Below are 20881 nucleotides of genomic sequence, written 5' to 3' on the forward strand. Positions count from 1 at the left end.
CGGTGAATAGACTAAAGCAGGGGGTTATCTTGCAGGCAATTAGCTTGTTAAATTTGCGCTGCCACGCTGCATTTCAATTCATAAATAAAAACAACGGTGAGCATTATGCAAGACGACAAAACAAATGCTGCTGCCTATTGGTCGGCAAACTTACGCTTAATCGCGGGCTCGATGTTTATATGGGCTTTAGTTTCATACGGCTTTGGCATTTTACTCAGACCTCTACTGTCCGGAATCTCGGTTGGTGGAACTGACTTAGGTTTCTGGTTCGCCCAGCAAGGCGCGTTGCTAACCTTTATCGTGTTGATCTTCAACTATGCTTGGAGAATGAACAGACTTGATAAAAAATTTGGTTTAGAGGAGTAACAGCATGAGTCAATTTATGATTAATATGCTGTTTGTGGGGGGCTCCTTTATCCTCTACATCGGTATCGCATACTGGGCCCGTGCAGGCTCAACTAAAGAGTTCTACGTGGCTGGCGGTGGTGTTCACCCAATTGCTAACGGTATGGCAACAGCGGCGGACTGGATGTCAGCTGCATCGTTCATTTCAATGGCCGGTATTATTGCGGCAACCGGTTACGCCAGTTCGGCCTACTTAATGGGTTGGACCGGTGGCTACGTTATTTTGGCGATGCTGCTGGCGCCCTACCTGCGTAAATTCGGTAAGTTCACCGTACCTGATTTCATCGGAGAGCGCTTTTACAGCCGTGGTGCACGTCTGATGGCGGTACTGTGCTTGATTCTAGCTTCTGTGACCTACGTTATCGGTCAAATGACCGGTGCCGGTGTGGCATTCTCACGCTTCTTAGAAGTGAGCAGTGAAGCGGGTATCTGGATCGCAGCGGCAATCGTATTTTTGTACGCGGTATTCGGTGGTATGAAGGGTATTACTTACACGCAGGTTGCGCAGTATGTGGTACTGATCGTTGCTTACACCATTCCTGCGGTGTTTATTTCACTGCAACTGACCAACAACCCTATTCCAATGTTTGGTATGTTCGGTACGCACGCTGAATCAGGTGCGCCACTGCTACAAAAACTGAGTGAAGTATTGGTTGAGCTCGGCTTCCGTGACTACGCTGCCGATGTACCAAGCCACTTGAACATGGTGTTGTTCACCTTGTCTCTGATGGTCGGTACTGCCGGTCTGCCACACGTCATCATTCGCTTCTTCACTGTACCTAAAGTAGCTGATGCACGTTGGTCAGCCGGTTGGGCATTAGTGTTTATTGCACTTCTTTACTTAACAGCGCCTGCGGTTGCTTCTATGGCGCGCTTGAACTTGCTGACTACGGTTTACCCAGATGCAGCAGCACAAGTGGTTGATAAAGCTGAGTACGATCAAATTCTTGGTAACTCTATCAAGTATGAGAATCGTCCAGAGTGGGTTAAAACGTGGGAAGGCACTGGCCTGATCAAGTTTGAAGACAAAAACAATGATGGTCAAATTCAGTTCTACGATGACACCAACACCACCTTTGCTACTGAAGCAGAGTCACGTGGTTGGGCTGGCAACGAGTTGACGGTAAACAACGACATCTTAGTATTGGCTAACCCTGAAATTGCTAACTTGCCTTCATGGGTGATTGGTTTGATTGCCGCTGGTGGTATTGCCGCAGCGTTATCAACAGCAGCGGGTTTGCTGTTGGCGATCTCTGCAGCAATCAGTCATGACTTGATTAAGAAAACCATCAATCCAAACATTACAGAGAAAGGCGAAATGTTAGCGGCACGGATTTCCATGGCAGCAGCGATTGTGTTTGCAACCTGGTTGGGACTCAATCCTCCAGGCTTTGCGGCACAGGTTGTGGCACTGGCCTTCGGTATTGCTGGCGCGTCAATCTTCCCTGCACTGATGATGGGTATCTTCTCTAAGAAAATGAATGATAAAGGCGCTATTGCTGGTATGGCTGCTGGTTTAGGCTGCACCTTGCTGTATATCTTCACTTACTTAGGCTGGTTCTTCGTAGCAAGCACGGCGATGTTGCCAAACACACCAGAGCATTGGATCATGGGTGTTTCACCTCTGTCCTTCGGTGCAATCGGTGCGGTGATTAACTTCGTGGTTGCTTACGCAGTGTGCAGTGTTACTGCGCCAACACCACAATACATTCAAGATCTAGTTGAAAGCGTACGCTCACCAAAAGGTGCGGGCGCTGCAATTGATCATTGATGACCAAGTAATACCTCGGTCGCATTAGCAACTGAGGCACGTAACACAGCGGGCTTCTTAATTGAGGCCCGTTTTTTTTCTAACAAGAAGAGATGTTTATGATTTGGCATTTAATTGCAACATTCAGTGCAGGTTTGGGCGCAGCAGGTATTGCTTTTTTACTGCGCTCAATCTCTAGACAGGCATTACCCAAGTGGATTATTCCTGCCTTCGCTGGTATCGGCATGCTGGGTTATCAGATTTATTTTGAGTACAACTGGTTTGATCACCAAAGTTCACGCCAACCTGCAGGCACTGTTGTGACCTCGAGCTATAAGGGCGAAGTATTTTGGCGGCCATGGACGTATTTTTACCCTGTCACCACAGTATTTACCGTGGTGGACACCAATAATCTCAAAGTGCTTGATGCTGATGGTTTAACCTTGGTGGAGTTTATTGAGTACCGTTTTGAGAAGAAGTACATTGATGTCGTCACCCATCAAAGCTATGTTTTAAATTGTACAGAGGCGCAGATCATTGCGATCTCGGATGAGCATCAGGTGCTGTCTAAGCAACCACGATCTGTTGATCGTGACAGTGCATTGTTTTTAACGGTGTGCTCTACATCTAAATGAGCATAGCGTTGTTATGCTTTCAGCGGCAGGCTAAAGTATCTTTGATTGGATTAAGCAACAGGAGTTGCACTCATGCCGGATACGTTCAACGTAGATCAAGTCCCCTTTCGCTTCTTAACTGAAGATGAAAAGATACTGCTACTTAGTCATGTGCAATATAAAGCATACCAACCTTTGGATATTGTCCTCGCAGCAGGTCAGCCCTCGCAAGGGGTGTTTGTTATTTATCAAGGACGTATTGCTGAGAGTGAGTGTAGTACGCAGCCCGGCGAGCAGTTAATCCAACAGCAAGCCGCTTTTATGCATTACCAAGCCGGTGAGTATTTTGGTAGTTGGTCCGTCTTTAATGGCAAAGCAATTCATAACTTTATTGCCGTGGAAGCCACTGTTTGCCATCTGATTCCAACCCAAACCTTGCTGGAGTTAATTGATAGCAACTCGTTATTTGCTGACTATTTTCAACAAAGTTTAACCGCTAAACGTGAAATTATTGCTCAGCATGCACCCAATCAGGATATGGCCGAGTTTATGTTGGCACGTATTGCTGACAGTACGATTCGTGAACCATTAATCGTTGAAGAAGGCACTTCGATTGAGGATGCCACACGTTTAATGCGTGAGCATAAAGCCGATTGTCTATTGGCTAAAAAAGGTAATCGCTACGGCATGGTGACCGGTACGGATTTGCTGGATGCGGTGATTCTGCAACATCGATCCTTGAGCACTGATGTGTCACAAATTGCCAGTTACCGTTTGATCACTATCCACCCTGATGATTATTTGTTTAACGCGCTGATTATTATGACCCAGCAGCGTATTGAGCGAGTGGTAGTGATGGATGCTAAGCGCACTCTAGTTGGCGTGATTGAACTGACTGATGTACTCAGTCAGTTTTCCAGTCATTCGCATGTGATTGGTTTGCGTGTGGAGCGAGCGCAAACGGTTGAAGAGTTGCGTGAGGCTTCCTTTGGCTTAACTGATTTGATTAAAGCGTTGATTTCTACTGGAGTAAAAACACGCTTTGTTATGGAGTTATTAGCTGCGCTCAATAGCCGCATTTTAAGTAAGTTGTTTGATTTGATTGTGCCTCAGGAAATGCATCCACATGTGTGTCTAATTGTGATGGGCTCGGAAGGTCGTGGTGAGCAAATCATGAAAACCGATCAGGATAATGGTTTGATTTATCGTGACGGTTTAGATTGGCCGCAGATGCATAAGGTAATGAATACCTTTAGTGAGACATTGATTTCCTTTGGTTTTCCCCCATGCCCGGGCAATATCATGGTGTCTAATCCAGAGTGGGTGAACTCGACTAAGCAGTGGGCCGAGAAGTTGACACGCTGGAGTCAAAGCTTCGAAGGTGAGGCAACCATGAACTTGGCGATTGCCAGCGACAGTAAGCCTGTAGCCGGCAATACGGCGTTGTTTAAAGTCGCGCGTAATACCTTCTTTCGACGTATTCAAGATAATGAAATCTTCTTTGCCCATTTTGCTAAAGCAGCGTTGCGCTTTGATACGCCCTTGACTTTTTTTGGTCGCCTGAAAGACAGTGCCGGCTTGGATATCAAAAAAGCCGGGGTGTTTCCCATCGTGCATGGTGTACGCAGTATTGCTTTGGAAAGTAAAGTTGCGGAAACCAATACTTTTAAACGTCTTGAGCAGTTAGTCGAAACCGGTGTGTTACAAAAAGAGCTGGCGGATAACTTATCTGAGGCGCTGAGCTACTTTGTGCAAGTGCGCTTGCAGCAGCAGATTGAGCGTTATAGTGGTGATCCAACCGAGCTAGATGAGACCCCCAATGAGGTGAATATTAAGCTGTTAACTGCGCTTGAACGTCAATTGTTACGCGATGCATTGTCGGTGGTGAAGGACTTTAAAAAGTATCTTGTTCAGCGTTACCACTTGACTTTTTAAGAGGTGGTTACATGCTGTGCTGAGTGCTCTATATTGCGCGAGGTTAGTCGAGGTCTGATGGGCGTAAGCAAGCCATCGCCATGGCGACCAAGCTGTCGAGTAAGGCAGGGGATTGCAGTTGCTCTGGAATATCGTCTTGTACCGAGCGGATCATGCTGCGTAAGCCTTGCCCGAGTAAATACGCCGCTAGAGCAGGATGCTCGGTGGTGACCTCATGTGCGTAGATGTGTAGCAAGGGTAGCCATGTCGCTTCGATAAATTCGCCAGTGCTGCGGTATTCGCCACGCCACATACCGAGGTGAAGGGCCGAGTGGTAACGCAAATGAAAGGCCTTATTCAATTTAGACAGTCGTGTTTCAACCCGAATAATATTGGCAAAAATATCCCGCAGGGCAGACTTCAAGGGTATGCCAACCAGCTTTTTGCGCATCTCTAATACCTCGGCAGACTCCTCATCTAAAATCCGTTCGTACAACAAGGCGATGATCGCATCCTTGTTGGGGAAGTATTGATAGATTGAGCCGACGGCTACCCCTGATATTTCCGCAATATGGGCAACGGTCAGTGACGCCTCGCCTGACTCATCCAAAATCTTTAAGCAGGCTTGCTCCACGGCATCCACTAAGGCCCGCGAGCGTGACTGAGTGGGGTGTTTACGTAAGCTGGGTAATTGTTTTTTGGGTGGCTTGGTGCTCATGCTTGTGTACCGCTTTTTTATTGATGGAAATACGAGTGTTGTCTTTGTTGGTATGTTTTATATTTGATTTTTATCAATTCTATCAAGTGGTTACGAGTGTACCTGAGCGCCATTGGAATGCGAATACCTCAATTTTTGTAACCTGAGTATACTTATTTTCGTTGATCAAACAATGTCTAAGAGCGTAGTGATACGCCCCACAAAATCGGATGTTCCGACCCTATCGGGAGATTACCCATGACCTCATCTTTCACCGTTCGACCGCTGGGTCCAAGCATTGGTGCCGAAGTACTTGAATTGGATTGTGCTTCATTATTACTGCCAGAAACGCTGGCGGCACTTGAGGCGGTACTCACCAAGCATGAGGCCGTTGTACTGCATGTACCAGAGCTCACGCCTGAGCAACATTTGGCGGTTGCTCTGCATTTTGGTGAGCCGGAAGTTCACACCTTTTATCCCAATCTGGGCGAAGGGTTTGAGCAGATCACTGTGATTGATTCCAAATTGGGCGATCGAGCTGATATGTGGCACCACGATGAGAGCTTTCTGCCCAGCCCTCCAAGCGTGACCATGACACACGCACAGATTTTACCACCCGCTGGTGGTGATACGTGCTGGATCAGTATGACCACGGCGTACGATGCGCTGTCTCAGCGGATGAAGGACTATCTGGATGGTCTGTCTGCTTGGCATGATATGATTGGACCGATGTCAGCAGCGCTGCGGCAGAATTTTGTCACGCACGAGCGCTATCTTGAAGTGATTAATATGAACCGCCGGCACCTGCATCCGTTAGTGATTCAGCACCCTGATTCAGGTCGTAAGGCCTTGTATTTGAGCCCGACCTATACCACGCATATTGACGGACTGCCTTGTGCGGAAAGTTCAGCCATCCTGGCTTACTTGCATGCACATTGTCAGCAGGTCCACTTTGGTTTTCGCCATCGCTGGAGCGTGGGTGACATGGTGATCTGGGATAACCGCAGTGTTCTGCACAACGCCATCCTCGATTACAAGCCACACCAGCGACGTATGCAGCGTGCCTCGGTATTTTCTCGCGGGCCTTTTTACCTGTGATGAATCGACACTTATAACAATAATTTAAGAGGAATAACTATGTTGAAAGATACGCTGAACCACGAGTTGCTTGCCAGTTATGCGCCCAAACCCGGCCGTCATGCGTTATTGCCTGAGCTGAGCGCGCGGCAGACTGTGGCGCTCTTGTGCCGAGTGTTGTACCGCGAAGGTTACAACGACCATATTGCCGGTCATATCACCGTGCGCCTGGACGATGGCACCTACTTAGCTAACCCGTGGGAACTGACGTGGGGTGAAGTCACCGCCTCAGATATTGTGCGCCTTGATAAAGAAGGCAAGGTGATTGAAGGCGAGTGGAATATCACCCCAGCCATCAATCTGCATATGGATATCCATAATGCACGGCATGATGTGGATGTGGTGATTCACAATCACCCCGTCTGGGGATCGGTTTGGTCAGCCGCTGGACGTATTCCGCCGGTGTACGACCAAACCTCAGCCTTGGTGGATACTGATCCGGTACTCTATGACGAGTATCGCGGTACAGTTGAGGATCTCGAGTTTGGCCGTGCTGCAGTCGATGCACTGGGTTCAGCAAAATGGGCGCTGCTGGCTAACCATGGTGTGCTCGTGGTCGGTAACGGTATTCGCCAAGCGCACTTACGCGCCATCACCTTAGAGTGGCGCAGCCGCCTGGCATGGCGTGTTGAAGCGATTGGCGGTGGCACTCCTTTGCCTGCCGATGTTGTCGTGGCAACTGGCGAGCGTACCGATGCACATGGTTTCCCCTTCCTTTGGGAAGCCATGGCGCGTGAAGAAATCCGCCGTGATGCAACGGTGCTTGAGTAAGCTTTTTCATATTTGGAGCAGCATGGCCAACAGCCATGCTGCTGATATTTAATATATTCTGAGAACTGAGAATATGATGAAGCCGACTTTATTACTCTTATCCTACTTGCCTGACAGTTTGATGCAGCGTTTGCATGAGCATTTCGTTTGCCACCTGCATGCCTCACTGGATGCGAATCAGTTTATGCTGCTGGCGCCTACTGTGCGCGCTATCGTTGCCACGGCTCAATCCAGTGTGCCTCGCGCATTGATCAAACAATTGCCTGCGCTGGAAATGATTTCGATCATGGGGGTGGGGTACGATGGAATCGATCTTGAGGCGGCGCGTGAACACAATATTTGCGTGACCAACACCCCAGGATTATCGACCGAAGATATCGCCGATTTTACCATGGGATTGCTGCTGTGTGCCGCGCGTCAGATCCATACGGCTGATCAATTTGTCCGTCGCGGTGCATGGGAGACCGGGCGTTACCCGATGACGGCGAGGGTGTTTGGTGGGCGTATGGGTATTATTGGTCTAGGCCGTATTGGTCAAGCGGTCGCCTTGCGTGCACAAGCGTTCGGGATGAGCATTGCCTATACTGGGCGTACGCCAAAGACTGATGTGCCTTACCGCTGGTGTGATGATGCACTCGCACTGGCAGCCAGTGTGGACTATCTGGTGGTCTGTGCAAGTGCAGATGCGCAAACGCATGCCATGATCAATCAGGCTGTATTGGCCGCACTGGGGTCGCGCGGTGTGTTGATTAACATTGCACGTGGCTCGATCGTCGACCAAGACGCGTTAGTGACGGCCTTACGTGATGGAACTATTCTTGCTGCTGGACTGGATGTGTTTTGTGATGAGCCGCATGTTTCGCAAGCGCTAAAAGATTTACCTAATGTGGTTTTGACCCCACATATGGCGAGTACGACAGAGGCTAGCGTAGCGGCGATGCTGGATTTGACTTTTACTAATTTAGCGGCTTATTTTGCAGGTCAGCCGGTTTTAACCCCAGTGATTTAACTTCAGCGATCTGGCACCACTGCTACCCCGACAGCACATGTTTGTGTCGTCGGGGCATGCCTGTTATTGCAGTTCTCAGTCTATTGCGACACTCAGCCTTAATCGTGCTGGTAGGCTAGCTATGCGATACGTCTCTGGCTCACTCATCGAGTAAAATTCTACCCAAGGTGTGCTTGCCCTCAATGGTTGTACGGTTGATACGGCGACGAACACCGGGTGGCGTTCCTGTGGTGCAATGCATCGCGCGCCAGTTGTCCCACAGCACCATATCGCCAACTTGCCACTGGTGGAAGTAATGGAATTGAGGGTCACGAGTATGCGCAACTAAGCGTTTGAGTAAATCAATTGATTCATCATTTGACAGTCCGACTTTGTGTGGTGTCACAACGCGATCGAGGAACTGCTCGACAATGCCGAGCACTTTCATGCCGCTGATTGGGTGTGTCATCACCGCAGGGTAGACGGACTCGGGGAAATTAGGGAAACGCACGTCTGAAGGTTTTTTGGGGCTGTAAGGACCTGGCTCATAGCCCTCTAGGTCGACGTAGCGCATATTGCGTCGTTGCATGCTGAAAGCGTAGGCAACTTCGATGTTCTCTAGTAGGGCTTTGGTTTCATCATCCAGCGCCTCGTAGGCTTTAGCCAGATCGCCAAAACCGGTTAAGCCACCTTCACCGGCCACTTCAACCGAGGTGAGTACTGCGCCGTGGTTGGGTTTACCGGTGTAATGCAGGTCGATGTGCCAGTCGAGACGGCCAACAACAGTTTCGCCTTTATAGAGGGCAGTCATATGCTTATCTTTGTCGCCACCATTCTCCAGTTCGAATAACTCTGGATATTTATCTGAAGTGGTGGCCTTGAGCGGGTGCAGTTCCAATGGGCCGAAAATTCGACTGAACTCAATTTGCCGCTCAGGATTCATATCTTGATTGCGAAAGACTAAAACGCCGTATTCGTACCAAAGTGCGCGCAATTGCTCTTTTACCTCATCGGTAAAGGGCTGGCTAATATCAAAATCTAAAATCTCAATGCCAATGTTTTTTAGTGGTTTTATATTCAGTGACATGTGGTTACCTCAAGCGCCAAGGATTGTGGGGTCACGACGCAATTCGCGACGTGCCATGGCTTCCCAGAGAAACGGGAAACCGTTTGGATCAGGAAGACTGACTTCTTCGACCAATTCGTTCGGTAGTGGCTCTGCGCGGCCGGCGAGGCGTGCTTCATAAGCACGTCGGCAACGCCATTCTAAGGTCGCAGCACGCAGGTGGGCTTGGCGAAGGTCACGCCCAACAACTAGAGCACCATGTTGAGCAAGCAGCGCCCACTTAGCATCGCCTAAGGCATCGATCAGCGTCGCGCAGGCCTCGTTCTTCGCCAGCATAGCGGCATTGACGTAATCGGTCTTTAACACGGCCTTGATCCTTTTGCTATTATTATGACGACCGATTCTATCGCCGAGGAAAGGCTAGTGGATAGGATAATGCGGCCATAAAACAAGCCTTAAGGGACAATCTTGCGATTAATCAAACAATTTGCTGCGAAACTCAGAAGGGGTCAGACCGGTCCATTTTCTAAAGGCTCGCAGAAAGCCTGAGTGATCTGCGTACCCCACCTGCAAGGCGACTTGGGTCACCGATTGCGTCGGATCACTCAGTGCTCGGCGTGCGCGAATCACTCTGACTTGGTCAATCAGTTGCTGGTAGTGCCACCCTTCTGAGCTTAATTTGCGCCTTAGGGTGCGGGACTGCAATGCAGGATATCGGCAGCATCCGTCATGCTCGGAGGGTTGGCGGGGTCGTGGATGATTAACTGACACAGCCGCCAGGCCACATCACCCTGCTGACGGGCAATACTTTTTTCTTCACACAGCGCCGCGTAGAGTCTCGCACTTTGCGGGCTGGCATGAGGTAGCGGTTGGTCGAGCACGGTTGCATCAAAGAAGAGTTGAATGACTGGCGCATCAAACTGTACGGGGCAGTTAAAAATGGCCTTGTAGGCGGCGAAATGAGGTGGCATAGGGTAATCACAGCGTAGTTTTGTCACGGGCAATGGCCGTCCGAGTACCCAGCGAACAGTGGTCATGATACTGCTCAGCACATCTTCTACCGCCAGCAATCTAAACGCGTCTAAGCCTTCTTTGACGCTGACCTGATAGCAGCCTTGGCCATCTATTTCACTGAAGGTGGTAATGATTTCTCTTCCTGAAAAACGGCCTGGATAATTCTGGTAGCGCAAGCCGTTTTCTGTTGCTTCGCGCAACGTTGAGGAACTCATCAGCAGATAAGCGAGTTGGTCATAGGTCGCCAGTGATCGATGAAAGCCCAGTTCTAATCCGAGCCCACTGTTACCGGTGATACGTAACGCATCGGATAGCAAGGCCCTATGGGTTGCACGACTAATAGGAGTGTTGAGTTGTTCCAGATCGGTCAGTCGGTGAGTTTGCGCCAAAGACTGCGTGTCGACCCCTTGTGTAGATAAAAAGTCGAGAAGCCAAGCTACATATCGAGCATCGGTGTTGATCGGGAAGCACTCCTGTCAGAGGGTTAATGAGGTCGTTGAATCTAGCAAAATCGCTAATAATAGTACAGAACGATTCGCTTATGCTGTAAGAGACTGCGTGGTAACAGATGCTCGTATTGAAGCGCCAAGCACGCTGTGCACTGATGCGCGTGGGCGACGGGTTTTTATCCGCGTTAGGCGAGCGGTGACAGCACTCATCACCGCCGCAATGGAGCAGACTCTAGAACTTCTGCATCAGACCACCGAGGACGGGGTCAAACTGCATGCGTTGCAGTCGCTCGACAAACCACTGTAAGCCTTTACCGCTATTGTTGCGTTGCCACGCGACTGATATATCGACCGGCGGGCGCGGCACATCCAAGGTTAAGATCTCTAATTGACCTTGTGCTAATTGCTGCATAATGCGATGGCGCGGTAAATAGCCCACACCAAGCCCTTTGCGTTGTGCAGCTATTTTGTGTTCGATACTGGGCACATAAATACGGCTACGGCCATCCAGTAGCCCAGCGGAGCGCGTGGCTAACCGCTGTGAGCTGTCGGAGACAATCACGGTCGGGTAGTCCAAGATCGCGCTGGCGGGCAGAGGCGTGGGCAGTTGCGTTAAGGGGTGCCCAGCGGCAACTGCAAAATCAAAGATCACTTGGCCCAGTGCATGTTGGGCAAAACCTGACGCTGGGGCCGCACCTTCGGCGCCGATGACTAAATCACAGCGATCATCGATGAGTGCATCCCAACTGCCACTGAGGACTTCTTCGCTGAGGCGTATCTGGGTTTTGGGCTGGACGTGCTGGAACTCTTCAATCAGATCATAGATAGCGTCGCAGCTCAGTACACTCTCAATACAAATGCGCAACTCAACTTCCCAGCCATTCGCGGCTTGACGGGCCTGTGCCGCTAACGCGTGCGAAGCCTTGAGAATGTGTCGGCCTTGTTCGAGGACTAGGCGGCCAATGGCGGTCAGTTCGGCTTTACGACGGCTGCGATCAAACAGCTCAACGCCCAGATCTTCTTCGAGTTTATTGATAGTGTAAGAAACGGCGGATGGCACACGGTGCAACTCTTCTGCCGCAGCGGCAAAACTGTGACGACGCTCGATTGCGTCAAGAGTTTGCAAGGCATCTAAAGTGATAAGCAACGTCATAGTTCAGTTTTCCTGACCATAAAGGTCAAAACGTTCCGTTATTATCTGTTTGGCCTTTGCAATATAGTAGTTACATCAAACAACATAACTGATACTACTTGGAGACAACATCATGAGCAAAGCTTTAATTCAGCGCGTACTGACCACTGACCACTGACAACAGCTTGAGCAGCTTGCTCATGCGCCTTAGCGCTGGGGCTATTTTCGCAGCGCATGGTGCACAGAAGTTATTCGGTAGTTTCGGCGGCGGCGGTCTGGAAGGGACGGCGCAGTGGATGGCTTCGATTGGTTTGCAGCCGGGTTACTTAATGGCGCTGGCCGCCGGCAGTGCAGAGTTCTTTGGTGGTATCGCACTGCTGCTTGGACTGCTGACGCGACCTGCTGCATTTGTGCTGGCAATGACCATGCTGGTTGCAGTCATCACAGTGCACCTGCCTAACGGATTGTTTTTGAGTAACAACGGCTATGAATTTGGCCTGGCGTTACTGGCCATCACTGGTGCTTTAGTCTTAAACGGCGGCGGTAAGCTTTCGCTGGACAGTATGCTCAGTGCACGCTTAGGCAACGGCCGCGCTGATTCATTCTAAGTTTCGGCGTCTATCGCCAACCTACATAACATAAGCACGCAGGCAGATGGTCTTCCTTCGTGCACGATTCTCACAGACAAATGGAGGCTCTAACATGGGCTTATTAGTAGACGGTCAATGGCATGACCAATGGTATGACACTGACTCCACTGACGGTAAATTCGAGCGCAGTGAATCACAATTTCGTAACTGGGTCACCGCTGATGGCAGCGCTGGACCAAGCGGCGTAGCAGGCTTTAAAGCGCAAGCCGGACGCTATCACTTATATGTGTCTTTGGCCTGTCCTTGGGCGCACCGCACACTGATTTTTCGTAAGCTCAAAGGGCTTGAGTCGATGATTTCAGTGTCAGTGGTCAACCCTTTTATGCGAGAGCATGGCTGGACTTTTATCGAAGATACAGGCGTCGTTGCTGACCCGTTGTTTCAAGCCACCTATATGCACCAGATTTATACGGCGGCAGACTCTAAGTACAGTGGGCGTGTCACAGTTCCAGTGCTGTGGGATAAACAGCACAATGTGATGGTGAGCAACGAGTCATCTGAGATTATTCGTATGTTCAACTCAGCTTTTGATGAGATTGGCGCGAAGCCTGGCGATTATTACCCAGAAGCGTTACGTGCTGAGATTGATCGTGTCAACGAGCATGTCTATGACACCATCAATAACGGTGTTTACAAGGCCGGTTTCGCCACCAGCCAAAAAGCTTACGAGCTGGCAGTGTTCCCCTTGTTTGCAGCACTGGATGAGCTTGAACACCGATTCTCCAAGCAACGCTACTTAGTGGGCGACCAGATCACCGAAGCGGATTGGCGTTTGTTTACCACGCTGATTCGTTTTGATGCGGTGTATCACGGTCACTTTAAGTGCAATCTTAAGCAGATTGAAGATTATCCGCATGTGGCCGGTTATATGCGCGAGCTGTACCAGTGGCCTGGCGTGGCTGAGACGGTCAATATGCAACATATCAAAGAGCACTATTACCGCAGTCACGACACCATTAACCCCACCGGTGTGGTGCCAGCGGGTCCAGTGTTGGATTTTGCTCGGCCACATGGCCGTAAGTGATTGTTGCTACACAACCAAGCCGGCTGAGTGGCTATTGACTCGCTGCTCAGCTCGGTATCGCTTTACCCAGTGATTGAGGTGTCTTATGCAAGCGCTACAATTTTCTGCCACCGGCTCTTTAGATACGTTGCAATTACATGACTTGGCAAAGCCCGTGCCAGCCGCGGGCGAGGTATTGGTTGAGGTGCGTGCCACCGGCGTCAATCCTAGCGATATTAAGAATGTATTGGGCTTGTTTCCTTACACCACCACGCCGCGTATACCTGGCCGAGACTTTGCTGGCGTAGTGGTTGCAGGGCCTGAACAGTTGCTGGGTCAAGCCGTGTGGGGCGGTAGCGGTCAGGGTTTTGGTTTTTATCGTGATGGTTGCCATGCGCAGTATGTCACGGTGCCAGTCAACGCAGTCACGCCGCTACCCAAGTCACTGACCTTTGCCCAAGCGGCCACCTGCGGCGTGCCTTTTATCACCGCTTGGGATGCGCTTGAACGCAGCCACGTTAAAGCGGGAACGCGCTTGCTGATTATCGGTGCTGGAGCAGTAGCTAAAGCGACACAGGTTTTAGCCGAGGCGCGCGGTGCCGAGGTGGTCATGGCGGCACGTCGTGCCGATGTTGTGCAAAGCCTGCAAACCCAAGGTATTAACGCTTTTCAGTTAAGCGCAGAAGAGCAGTTGCCAGAACAGGCGCGCCAGCACTTTAAGCAGCAAGCGCCTGAAGTGATTTTTGAAACCACAGGTTTCTGGCTTGCAGCAGCCGTCAATACAGTCGATACCTTTGGTCGTGTCGCGATTATTGCCGCACCCAAGGATGGCGTGATCAGTTTGTCGTCCTTGAATCTGTATCGCCGTGGCGGCTCAATTGTGGGGATTAATTCGCTGCTCTACAGCCTAGAGGAATGTGCGCAGATGCTTAAGCGTATCGGCGAAGCATTTGATGCGGGACTGCCCGCACCCAGCGGTTTTATCGAATTACCCTTGTCGCAAGCCGTGACAGCCTATCAACAGGTTAGCGCTGGCGCGGCAGAAAAGATTGTATTGATTCCATAACCAACATGTTTGGCTGATAAGAATTAAATATCAGCAGGAGGTTTTACTATGATTGAATTACGACCTTACAGCGAGCTTGGCGGTGCTCAACATGGCTGGCTGGATACGCGCCACCATTTTTCTTTCGCGGATTATTACGATCCTAAGCGCATGCGCTGGGGCCATCTTCGTGTCTGGAATGATGACACTATTGCCGCGCGCTCGGGCTTTCCAGCGCATCCACACCGAGATATGGAAATTATCACCTATGTACGTAGCGGTGCGATTACCCACCAAGACAGCTTGGGCAACCGTGGCCGTACTGAAGCCGGTGATGTGCAGGTGATGAGTGCCGGCACCGGCATTACTCACAGCGAGATGAATGAAGAGGGTGAAGCGACACAACTTTTTCAAATTTGGATCATGCCTGATGAAAAGGGCCTACCGCCAAGTTGGGGTACTAAGCCTTTCCCTAAGGGCGAGCGCAGTGGCTCTTTTGTCACTCTGGCCAGTGGTTTATCCGGAGATACTGACGCGCTAGCGATTCGTGCCAATGCCCGTTTAGTCGCGGCAACGCTAAAGGCTGGGCAAAGCACCGAATATCAAATTGCTCCTGGACGCAAGGTGTATCTAGTGCCAGCCAGTGGCCAAATCGAGATCAACGGTGTTGTTGCTGCAGCCGGTGATGGCGTGGCAATCAGTGATGAATCTTTACTCAGAGTGAGTGCTCAGCAGGACAGCGAAATTGTGTTAGTGGATGTCGCATAAAACATGCTATCCCTGTGCAGAATAAATATGCAGTGAATTGTGCTGACCTTAAAATTGAACGTTTAACAGAAACTTCCCCATAGGGGATGCTTGGCAAGTGATTTGCCTCGATTAGCTAACAGATCAACAAAGTTAAGTCTTAAAAGAGGAAACAAATATGACTAAAATACTGGTTCTTTATCACTCAATGTACGGCCATATCGAAACCATGGCTAATGCGGTCGCTGAAGGCGCGCGTGGTGTGGCTGGGGTTGAGGTGACGATTAAGCGTGTGCCAGAAACCATGAGTGCCGAGATTTTTAAGAATGCCGGTGGTAAAGCGGATCAAGCTGCAGAAGTGGCGACACCAGCAGAGTTGGCTGATTACGATGCTATTATCGTTGGTACACCAACGCGCTTCGGCAACATGAGCGGGCAGATGCGCAACTTCTTCGACCAAACCGGAGGGCTGTGGGCGAAAGGCGCGCTGGCCGGTAAAGTCGCTAGCGTATTCACTTCAACAGGTACCGGTGGTGGCCAAGAAATGACCATTACCTCAACTTGGACCACGCTCGCACACCACGGCATGATCATTGTGCCAATCGGTTACACCACGCCAGAATTGTTTGATGTCTCACAAGTGGGCGGCGGCACACCTTACGGTGCATCGACGCTTGCCGGTGGTGATGGCTCGCGTCAGCCTGATCCACGTGAGTTAGCGATCGCCCGTCATCAGGGCGCGCATGTGGCTAAAATTGCCGCTAAGCTTAACGCCTAATACGCTGACTTAGCAGCTTGAGAAGAGCCGTACTCCTTTAATGGGGGGTATGGCTCTTTTTTATTGTGCGATTCAGCTGTTTTGTCTGGCACCAGTTGCTGTGCCCTTAGTGATATAAATCGCGCCCGATGTTTTAGCAGACAGAAAATGTCAAAAATATTCCTATGCTGCGCTTGCGTCTGATACCTTTGCAGGGTTTTAACATACAACAATAAAAGACCCATACCTCTCTACCATGGCGAGCGTATGCAGGCTGAGGAATACGCATGAGAAATAATTATGATGTGGTCGTCGTCGGTTCCGGCGCTGGCGCATTTATGGCCGCTTTATCGGCGGCCAATCAAGGTGCTGCGGTATTGATGCTGGAAAAAGGCAGTCAATGGGGTGGCACCAGTGCAAAGTCAGGGGGTGGTATTTGGGTGCCTAATAGCCGCAATATTGCCCAGGCCGGTGTTAGCGATAGCGCGGAAGAGGCATTCAAATACATGCGTGCATGTGATTCCTGAAAACGAAGTCAGTGCTGCAAGTATCAATAACTACATCACTTATGCGCCTAAAATGATCGACTTTTTAGAGCAACAGACCTGCTTAACCTGCACCCCCGTACAAGGTTATGCTGACTATTATCCTGACATCGAAGGCTGGAAAGCCGGTGGGCGTACCATGGATCCATCGCCCGTGGATGGCCGTAAAATGGACTACGAGATGCTCAGTCGCTTGGTGGAATCACCGCGCGCGTCTAAGGCTTTTAGCCGTTTTTCGATGAGTATTCTCGAAGGCGTGCAAATTCTAGCGAAAACACCCGGTTGGCAAAAAATCTTTATGGGCATTATTGCCGGCTATTTTAAAGACATTCCAGGACGCCTCAAAGGTCCTAGAGATAGACGTTTGACCCAAGGTAACGCCTTAGTCGCAGGCTTGTATTTTGCTGCGATGGATAAGGGCGTAGAGTTGGTATTGGAATCGCCAGTCACCGACTTAATATATGAAAATAATCGCGTAACAGGTGTCGTTGTTAAAGGTCATACGCAAATCACAGCGAACAAAGCTGTAATTATTGCCGCTGGCGGCTTTGAGCATAATAAAGCCATGCGCGAGACATACTTGCCACAACCGGCCACCTTTGGTCATTCCTCTGGGGTAACCAGCAATACGGGTGATCTGATTTTAGCTGCGGAAAAAATTGGCGCAAAGTTCGGATTAATGAATGAGGCATGGTGGGCACCAACCGCCATCACACCCTTTGGGCCTACAGTTTTATTCTCGGAAAAATCAAAGCCGGGTCTTATCATCGTTGATAAGAAAGGCCAACGTTTTATGAATGAATCCATCACCTATAATTCTTATGGTGATTGTTTTTACGCAGCGGACCAAAAGGGCCATGATGTATTTCCCGCCTACTGTATTTTGGATGCGCACTACCGTAAAAAGTATATGTTTGGCGGCGTGGTACAAGGCGAAGCCATGCCGGACTTTATGAGCAAGCAAATGATCGGCGAAGGGAAAATGCTGATTAAAGCCGATAGCTTGCAAGAGCTTGCGCAGAAAATGGGCATCGACTACAACGGATTAAAAGACACCATGGACAAGGTGAAGAAGTATGCGGCTAGCGGTGTGGATGAAGAGTTCCATCGTGGTAGCGATGCACATGACACCTTATATGGTGACCCCGAGGTGAAGCCGAACCCCTGCTGGGGACCGATGGATCAAGGACCTTACTACGCCACCCAACTCTTGCTTGGTGATTTAGGCACTAAGGGCGGCTTGGTGATTAACCTGGACGGTCAAGTACTGAGGCAAAACGATGAGCCGATTCAAGGCTTGTATGCCGCAGGTAACTCCAGTGCCTCTATTATGGGCAGTAAGTACCCAGGTGCAGGCTGTACTTTAGGCCCAGCCATGACCATCGCATTTAAAGCCGGTCATCACGCGCTAGGAGTTGCTGTCTAGACCTGTCCTTCATTGCACACCAGTCAAGGCCCACTACTGCTGGCCTTGACTGGCGTTACCCGCTACTAGTCTTCTAATCCTTTTGCGTATCTGACTAGGGTGTTTTCGGCTTGAAATACAAAGTCGCGCCGCGCTCTAAACCTTGCAGATTGATGTCATCACGCGGCACTTCAGCTTCGATCGTCTCGTCTTGGCCAGCGACTTTCATCGTCACCCGCGTAATCGCACCTAGAGGGCGGATATCACGCACGATACCGGCTTGGTGATCAGCCAGCGCCACGCTTGACAACAGCACTTCGTGCGGGCGGAATTGGATATCTTGATCGGCCACTTTAAGACGGTTGGAATCGCCTAAGAAATGATAAACAAACTCACTGGCTGGGTTTTCATAGACTTCAGCGGGCGTGCCGATCTGTTCGATCACACCTTTATTCATCACCACAATACGGTCAGCGACTTCCATTGCCTCTTCTTGGTCGTGGGTGACAAACACTGATGTCAGGTTGATGTCCTCGTGCAGATCGGCCAACCAACGACGCAACTCTTTACGCACCTTGGCATCCAACGCACCAAAGGGCTCATCCAGCAGTAGAATCTGCGGCTCAACCGCCAAAGCGCGGGCCAGAGCAATTCGCTGGCGCTGACCACCAGATAGCTGCTCAGGATAACGGTCTGAGAGCCAATCGAGTTGCACCATACGCAGCAGTTCTTGCACTTTCTCGGCAATCACCGCTTCGCTGGGACGTTCACGACGTGATTTCATCCGCAGACCAAAAGCCACGTTATCAAACACTGTCATGTGGCGAAACAAGGCGTAGTGTTGAAAGACAAAGCCGACATTGCGTTTGCGCACATCGCGGCGTGAGACATCATCACCGTTAAATAGAATATTGCCGGTATCGGGTGTTTCTAAACCTGCAATAATACGCAGCAGCGTGGTTTTACCGCAACCGGATGGGCCGAGTAAGGCCACCAGTTCACCGGCTTGGATATCTAAATTGATGTTGTTTAATGCAGTAAAGTTGCCGAACTGCTTATGGACTTGGCGGACTTCAATACTCATGACTTATTCGTCTCCATTGTTTAGCTGACGGTTGATCCGCGATTCGCTCCACTGCTTGAGCAGCAACATAATCAACGCCAAAATTAATAGCAGGCTGGCAACACTAAAGGCCGCAACGTGGTTGTATTCGTTATAAAGAATTTCGACATGCAGGGGCAGGGTGTTGGTAAAACCACGGATATGCCCAGACACCACCGATACCGCACCAAACTCGCCCATAGCGCGGGCGGTACAGAGTACTACGCCGTACATTAAACCCCATTTAATATTGGGTACGGTGACATGCCAAAACATCTGCCAGCCGCTGGCGCCAAGCAAACGCGCCGCTTCTTCTTCTTGGGTGCCTTGTTGCTGCATCAATGGAATCAGCTCGCGGGCGACAAAAGGCACGGTGACAAACAAGGTGGCTAAGACAATACCGGGTACAGCAAAGATGATTTGAATATCATGCTCTATCAGCCATTCACCAAAGAAGCCTTGCGCGCCAAACAACAACACATAGACTAAACCAGCGATGATCGGCGAGACTGAGAAGGGCAGATCAATCAAAGTGATTAAGACGCTTTTGCCGTAGAAATCATGCTTACTCACGCACCACGCGGCGGCTACGCCAAACACCAAGTTTAGCGGCACCGAAATGGCGACGGCTAATAAGGTCAGTTTAAGTGCTGAAATCGCATCCGGCTCAATCATTGATTCAAAGAAGTGAGCGACACCCATTTTTAGCGCTTCAATCAGCACGATAGCCAGTGGCAGTACTAGAAAGATAATAAACATCGCCCAAGCGCTAAGAATCAGAGCTAAGCGTGACCAGCTTGGCGCATTACGTGAGTTTTGTTGTGGACTGGTTGATGTAGTAGACATGTGTATTCCTTAGCCTTTAGCAACGTAGCGCTGCAGAATGTTGATCAATAGCAGTAGCACAAAAGAAACCACCAGCATCATTACGCCAATGGCAGTGGCGCCGACATAGTCGTATTGATCGAGCTTTACCATGATCAGTAGCGGCAATATTTCAGTCTTGCCAGGCATGTTGCCGGCGATGAAAATAACTGAACCGTACTCGCCAACACCGCGGGCAAAGGCCAAGGCAAAGCCGGTTAACCATGCGGGTAGTAAAGCGGGCAACAGGACATAACGAAATACTTGTAACGGACGCGCACCTAAGCAAGTGGCTGCTTCTTCCAACTCACGTGGGATATCAGCTAACACGGGCTGAATGGTGCGAACCACAAAAGGCAAGGTGACAAAGGTCAGGGCCAAGGTGATACCAAAGGGTGTGTAGGCAATGGCGATCCCTAGGTCGTTGGCAAAACGACCGACAAACCCATTTGGCGCATACAGTGCAGTGAGCGCAATACCGGCGACTGCCGTTGGCAAGGCAAATGGCAGGTCGATCATGGCATCAATTACCTTGCGACCTGGGAAGCGATAACGCACCAATACCCAGGCAAACAGCGTACCAATTACACCATTGAGTAAGGCGGCGATAAAGGCCGTACCAAAGCTGAGTTTGAGCGCCGCCAGTACTCGTGGCGCGCTGATAATGGTGTAAAACTCGGACCAGCTCAGCTGCGATGCATAAATAAACATGCCGGCCAGTGGTAAAAACACCAGCAAACTGAGGTACACCAAGGTGTAACCGAGAGTCAGACCAAAACCTGGAATGACGGGGGAGGTGCGTCGTGACATAGTGACAGGCCTTATG

Annotated in this window: 23 protein-coding genes; 14 read left to right on the forward strand and 9 right to left on the reverse strand. The window is 50.2% G+C overall.

From position 1 onward, the window contains the following. Positions 1–105 precede the first annotated feature (105 nt). The 4 genes from JYJ62_RS00075 to JYJ62_RS00090 all read left to right on the forward strand — a co-directional run bounded on the left by JYJ62_RS00075 (position 106) and on the right by JYJ62_RS00090 (position 4704). Positions 106–366: a DUF4212 domain-containing protein gene (locus tag JYJ62_RS00075; protein WP_205340148.1), complete on the forward strand. Its 261-nt coding sequence runs from the start codon at positions 106–108 to the stop codon at positions 364–366. A 4-nt stretch (positions 367–370) separates the two neighbouring features. Beyond that, positions 371–2176 carry a sodium:solute symporter family protein gene (locus JYJ62_RS00080; RefSeq protein WP_205340149.1) on the forward strand — a complete coding sequence of 602 codons (1806 nt, stop codon included), beginning with the start codon at positions 371–373 and terminating at the stop codon, positions 2174–2176. 98 nt (positions 2177–2274) lie between these two features. Then, positions 2275–2790: a hypothetical protein gene (locus tag JYJ62_RS00085; RefSeq protein WP_205340150.1), complete on the forward strand. Its 516-nt coding sequence runs from the start codon at positions 2275–2277 to the stop codon at positions 2788–2790. Between the two features lie 72 nt (positions 2791–2862). Next, entirely contained in the window at positions 2863–4704 is a 1842-nt protein-coding gene (locus tag JYJ62_RS00090; protein WP_205340151.1) for a DUF294 nucleotidyltransferase-like domain-containing protein, read from the forward strand. A 43-nt stretch (positions 4705–4747) separates the two neighbouring features. On the opposite strand, the gene JYJ62_RS00095 is transcribed toward JYJ62_RS00090, so the two are convergent. Further along, positions 4748–5401 carry a TetR/AcrR family transcriptional regulator gene (locus JYJ62_RS00095; RefSeq protein ID WP_205340152.1) on the reverse strand — a complete coding sequence of 218 codons (654 nt, stop codon included), beginning with the start codon at positions 5399–5401 and terminating at the stop codon, positions 4748–4750. Positions 5402–5638: 237 nt separating this feature from the next. Between JYJ62_RS00095 and JYJ62_RS00100 the strand changes: the two genes are divergently transcribed. From JYJ62_RS00100 to JYJ62_RS00110, 3 genes are all read left to right on the forward strand, one after another. Then, positions 5639–6478, forward strand: a complete 840-nt coding sequence (locus JYJ62_RS00100) for a TauD/TfdA dioxygenase family protein (protein ID WP_205340153.1) — start codon at positions 5639–5641, stop codon at positions 6476–6478. A gap of 39 nt (positions 6479–6517) precedes the next feature. After that, on the forward strand, positions 6518–7288 hold the full coding sequence (locus JYJ62_RS00105) for a class II aldolase/adducin family protein (protein WP_205340154.1): 771 nt from the start codon (positions 6518–6520) through the stop codon (positions 7286–7288). 73 nt (positions 7289–7361) lie between these two features. Beyond that, a complete protein-coding gene (locus tag JYJ62_RS00110) occupies positions 7362–8297 on the forward strand; it encodes a 2-hydroxyacid dehydrogenase (protein WP_232365677.1) in 936 nt (311 codons plus the stop codon). A gap of 139 nt (positions 8298–8436) precedes the next feature. Here JYJ62_RS00110 and JYJ62_RS00115 read toward each other — a convergent pair whose 3' ends face one another. From JYJ62_RS00115 to JYJ62_RS00135, 5 genes are all read right to left on the reverse strand, one after another. Next, on the reverse strand, positions 8437–9363 hold the full coding sequence (locus JYJ62_RS00115) for a TauD/TfdA dioxygenase family protein (RefSeq protein WP_205340155.1): 927 nt from the start codon (positions 9361–9363) through the stop codon (positions 8437–8439). A 9-nt stretch (positions 9364–9372) separates the two neighbouring features. Beyond that, on the reverse strand, positions 9373–9708 hold the full coding sequence (locus JYJ62_RS00120; RefSeq protein ID WP_205340156.1) for a class II aldolase/adducin family protein: 336 nt from the start codon (positions 9706–9708) through the stop codon (positions 9373–9375). A gap of 108 nt (positions 9709–9816) precedes the next feature. Continuing rightward, a complete protein-coding gene (locus JYJ62_RS15930; protein ID WP_420042807.1) occupies positions 9817–10113 on the reverse strand; it encodes a helix-turn-helix transcriptional regulator in 297 nt (98 codons plus the stop codon). Beyond that, complete coding sequence (locus tag JYJ62_RS00130) at positions 10029–10817, reverse strand: AraC family transcriptional regulator (RefSeq protein ID WP_269751388.1); 789 nt, start codon at positions 10815–10817, stop codon at positions 10029–10031. Before JYJ62_RS00130 ends, JYJ62_RS15930 begins: the two co-directional genes overlap by 85 nt. Before the next feature lie 220 nt (positions 10818–11037). Continuing rightward, positions 11038–11958: a LysR family transcriptional regulator gene (locus JYJ62_RS00135; protein ID WP_205340159.1), complete on the reverse strand. Its 921-nt coding sequence runs from the start codon at positions 11956–11958 to the stop codon at positions 11038–11040. A gap of 179 nt (positions 11959–12137) precedes the next feature. Here JYJ62_RS00135 and JYJ62_RS00140 point away from each other — a divergent pair, with 179 nt between their 5' ends. The 7 genes from JYJ62_RS00140 to JYJ62_RS00170 all read left to right on the forward strand — a co-directional run bounded on the left by JYJ62_RS00140 (position 12138) and on the right by JYJ62_RS00170 (position 18110). After that, positions 12138–12545, forward strand: a complete 408-nt coding sequence (locus JYJ62_RS00140; protein WP_205340160.1) for a DoxX family protein — start codon at positions 12138–12140, stop codon at positions 12543–12545. A 94-nt stretch (positions 12546–12639) separates the two neighbouring features. Beyond that, complete coding sequence (locus JYJ62_RS00145; RefSeq protein WP_205340161.1) at positions 12640–13611, forward strand: glutathione S-transferase family protein; 972 nt, start codon at positions 12640–12642, stop codon at positions 13609–13611. Between the two features lie 85 nt (positions 13612–13696). Next, positions 13697–14656: a quinone oxidoreductase family protein gene (locus JYJ62_RS00150; RefSeq protein WP_205340162.1), complete on the forward strand. Its 960-nt coding sequence runs from the start codon at positions 13697–13699 to the stop codon at positions 14654–14656. Positions 14657–14704: 48 nt separating this feature from the next. Further along, complete coding sequence (locus tag JYJ62_RS00155) at positions 14705–15403, forward strand: pirin family protein (protein ID WP_205340163.1); 699 nt, start codon at positions 14705–14707, stop codon at positions 15401–15403. Positions 15404–15560: 157 nt separating this feature from the next. Further along, positions 15561–16160, forward strand: a complete 600-nt coding sequence (gene wrbA, locus JYJ62_RS00160) for an NAD(P)H:quinone oxidoreductase (protein ID WP_205340164.1) — start codon at positions 15561–15563, stop codon at positions 16158–16160. 266 nt (positions 16161–16426) lie between these two features. After that, positions 16427–16666, forward strand: a complete 240-nt coding sequence (locus tag JYJ62_RS15870) for an FAD-dependent oxidoreductase (protein ID WP_205340165.1) — start codon at positions 16427–16429, stop codon at positions 16664–16666. Next, on the forward strand, positions 16656–18110 hold the full coding sequence (locus tag JYJ62_RS00170; protein ID WP_205340166.1) for an FAD-dependent oxidoreductase: 1455 nt from the start codon (positions 16656–16658) through the stop codon (positions 18108–18110). Before JYJ62_RS15870 ends, JYJ62_RS00170 begins: the two co-directional genes overlap by 11 nt. 94 nt (positions 18111–18204) lie before the next feature. Here JYJ62_RS00170 and JYJ62_RS00175 read toward each other — a convergent pair whose 3' ends face one another. From JYJ62_RS00175 to cysT, 3 genes are read right to left on the reverse strand one after another with little or no spacing between them, the layout of a single operon-like run. Beyond that, positions 18205–19173 carry a sulfate/molybdate ABC transporter ATP-binding protein gene (locus JYJ62_RS00175; protein WP_205340167.1) on the reverse strand — a complete coding sequence of 323 codons (969 nt, stop codon included), beginning with the start codon at positions 19171–19173 and terminating at the stop codon, positions 18205–18207. Positions 19174–19176: 3 nt separating this feature from the next. Next, positions 19177–20037 (reverse strand): sulfate ABC transporter permease subunit CysW, encoded by an 861-nt coding sequence (cysW, locus tag JYJ62_RS00180; protein WP_205340168.1) that lies wholly within the window; start codon positions 20035–20037, stop codon positions 19177–19179. A 9-nt stretch (positions 20038–20046) separates the two neighbouring features. Beyond that, the gene (gene cysT / locus JYJ62_RS00185; RefSeq protein ID WP_205340169.1) at positions 20047–20865 is read right to left on the reverse strand and encodes a sulfate ABC transporter permease subunit CysT; all 819 of its coding nucleotides are present in this window, start codon (positions 20863–20865) and stop codon (positions 20047–20049) included. Between the last annotated feature and the right edge of the window lie 16 nt (positions 20866–20881).

Source organism: Denitrificimonas caeni, from assembly GCF_905120345.1.
Taxonomy (GTDB): domain Bacteria; phylum Pseudomonadota; class Gammaproteobacteria; order Pseudomonadales; family Pseudomonadaceae; genus Denitrificimonas; species Denitrificimonas caeni_A.

Excerpts from the sequence above, each read along its gene's own strand:
- JYJ62_RS00075 (WP_205340148.1), top strand. The coding sequence starts at position 106 with ATGCAAGACGACAAAACAAATGCTGCTGCCTATTGGTCGGCAAACTTA.
- JYJ62_RS00080 (WP_205340149.1), top strand. The coding sequence starts at position 371 with ATGAGTCAATTTATGATTAATATGCTGTTTGTGGGGGGCTCCTTTATC.
- JYJ62_RS00085 (WP_205340150.1), top strand. The coding sequence starts at position 2,275 with ATGATTTGGCATTTAATTGCAACATTCAGTGCAGGTTTGGGCGCAGCA.
- JYJ62_RS00090 (WP_205340151.1), top strand. The coding sequence starts at position 2,863 with ATGCCGGATACGTTCAACGTAGATCAAGTCCCCTTTCGCTTCTTAACT.
- JYJ62_RS00095 (WP_205340152.1), bottom strand. The coding sequence starts at position 5,401 with ATGAGCACCAAGCCACCCAAAAAACAATTACCCAGCTTACGTAAACAC.
- JYJ62_RS00100 (WP_205340153.1), top strand. The coding sequence starts at position 5,639 with ATGACCTCATCTTTCACCGTTCGACCGCTGGGTCCAAGCATTGGTGCC.
- JYJ62_RS00105 (WP_205340154.1), top strand. The coding sequence starts at position 6,518 with ATGTTGAAAGATACGCTGAACCACGAGTTGCTTGCCAGTTATGCGCCC.
- JYJ62_RS00110 (WP_232365677.1), top strand. The coding sequence starts at position 7,362 with ATGATGAAGCCGACTTTATTACTCTTATCCTACTTGCCTGACAGTTTG.
- JYJ62_RS00115 (WP_205340155.1), bottom strand. The coding sequence starts at position 9,363 with ATGTCACTGAATATAAAACCACTAAAAAACATTGGCATTGAGATTTTA.
- JYJ62_RS00135 (WP_205340159.1), bottom strand. The coding sequence starts at position 11,958 with ATGACGTTGCTTATCACTTTAGATGCCTTGCAAACTCTTGACGCAATC.
- JYJ62_RS00140 (WP_205340160.1), top strand. The coding sequence starts at position 12,138 with ATGCGCCTTAGCGCTGGGGCTATTTTCGCAGCGCATGGTGCACAGAAG.
- JYJ62_RS00145 (WP_205340161.1), top strand. The coding sequence starts at position 12,640 with ATGGGCTTATTAGTAGACGGTCAATGGCATGACCAATGGTATGACACT.
- JYJ62_RS00150 (WP_205340162.1), top strand. The coding sequence starts at position 13,697 with ATGCAAGCGCTACAATTTTCTGCCACCGGCTCTTTAGATACGTTGCAA.
- JYJ62_RS00155 (WP_205340163.1), top strand. The coding sequence starts at position 14,705 with ATGATTGAATTACGACCTTACAGCGAGCTTGGCGGTGCTCAACATGGC.
- wrbA (WP_205340164.1), top strand. The coding sequence starts at position 15,561 with ATGACTAAAATACTGGTTCTTTATCACTCAATGTACGGCCATATCGAA.
- JYJ62_RS15870 (WP_205340165.1), top strand. The coding sequence starts at position 16,427 with ATGAGAAATAATTATGATGTGGTCGTCGTCGGTTCCGGCGCTGGCGCA.
- JYJ62_RS00175 (WP_205340167.1), bottom strand. The coding sequence starts at position 19,173 with ATGAGTATTGAAGTCCGCCAAGTCCATAAGCAGTTCGGCAACTTTACT.
- cysW (WP_205340168.1), bottom strand. The coding sequence starts at position 20,037 with ATGTCTACTACATCAACCAGTCCACAACAAAACTCACGTAATGCGCCA.
- cysT (WP_205340169.1), bottom strand. The coding sequence starts at position 20,865 with ATGTCACGACGCACCTCCCCCGTCATTCCAGGTTTTGGTCTGACTCTC.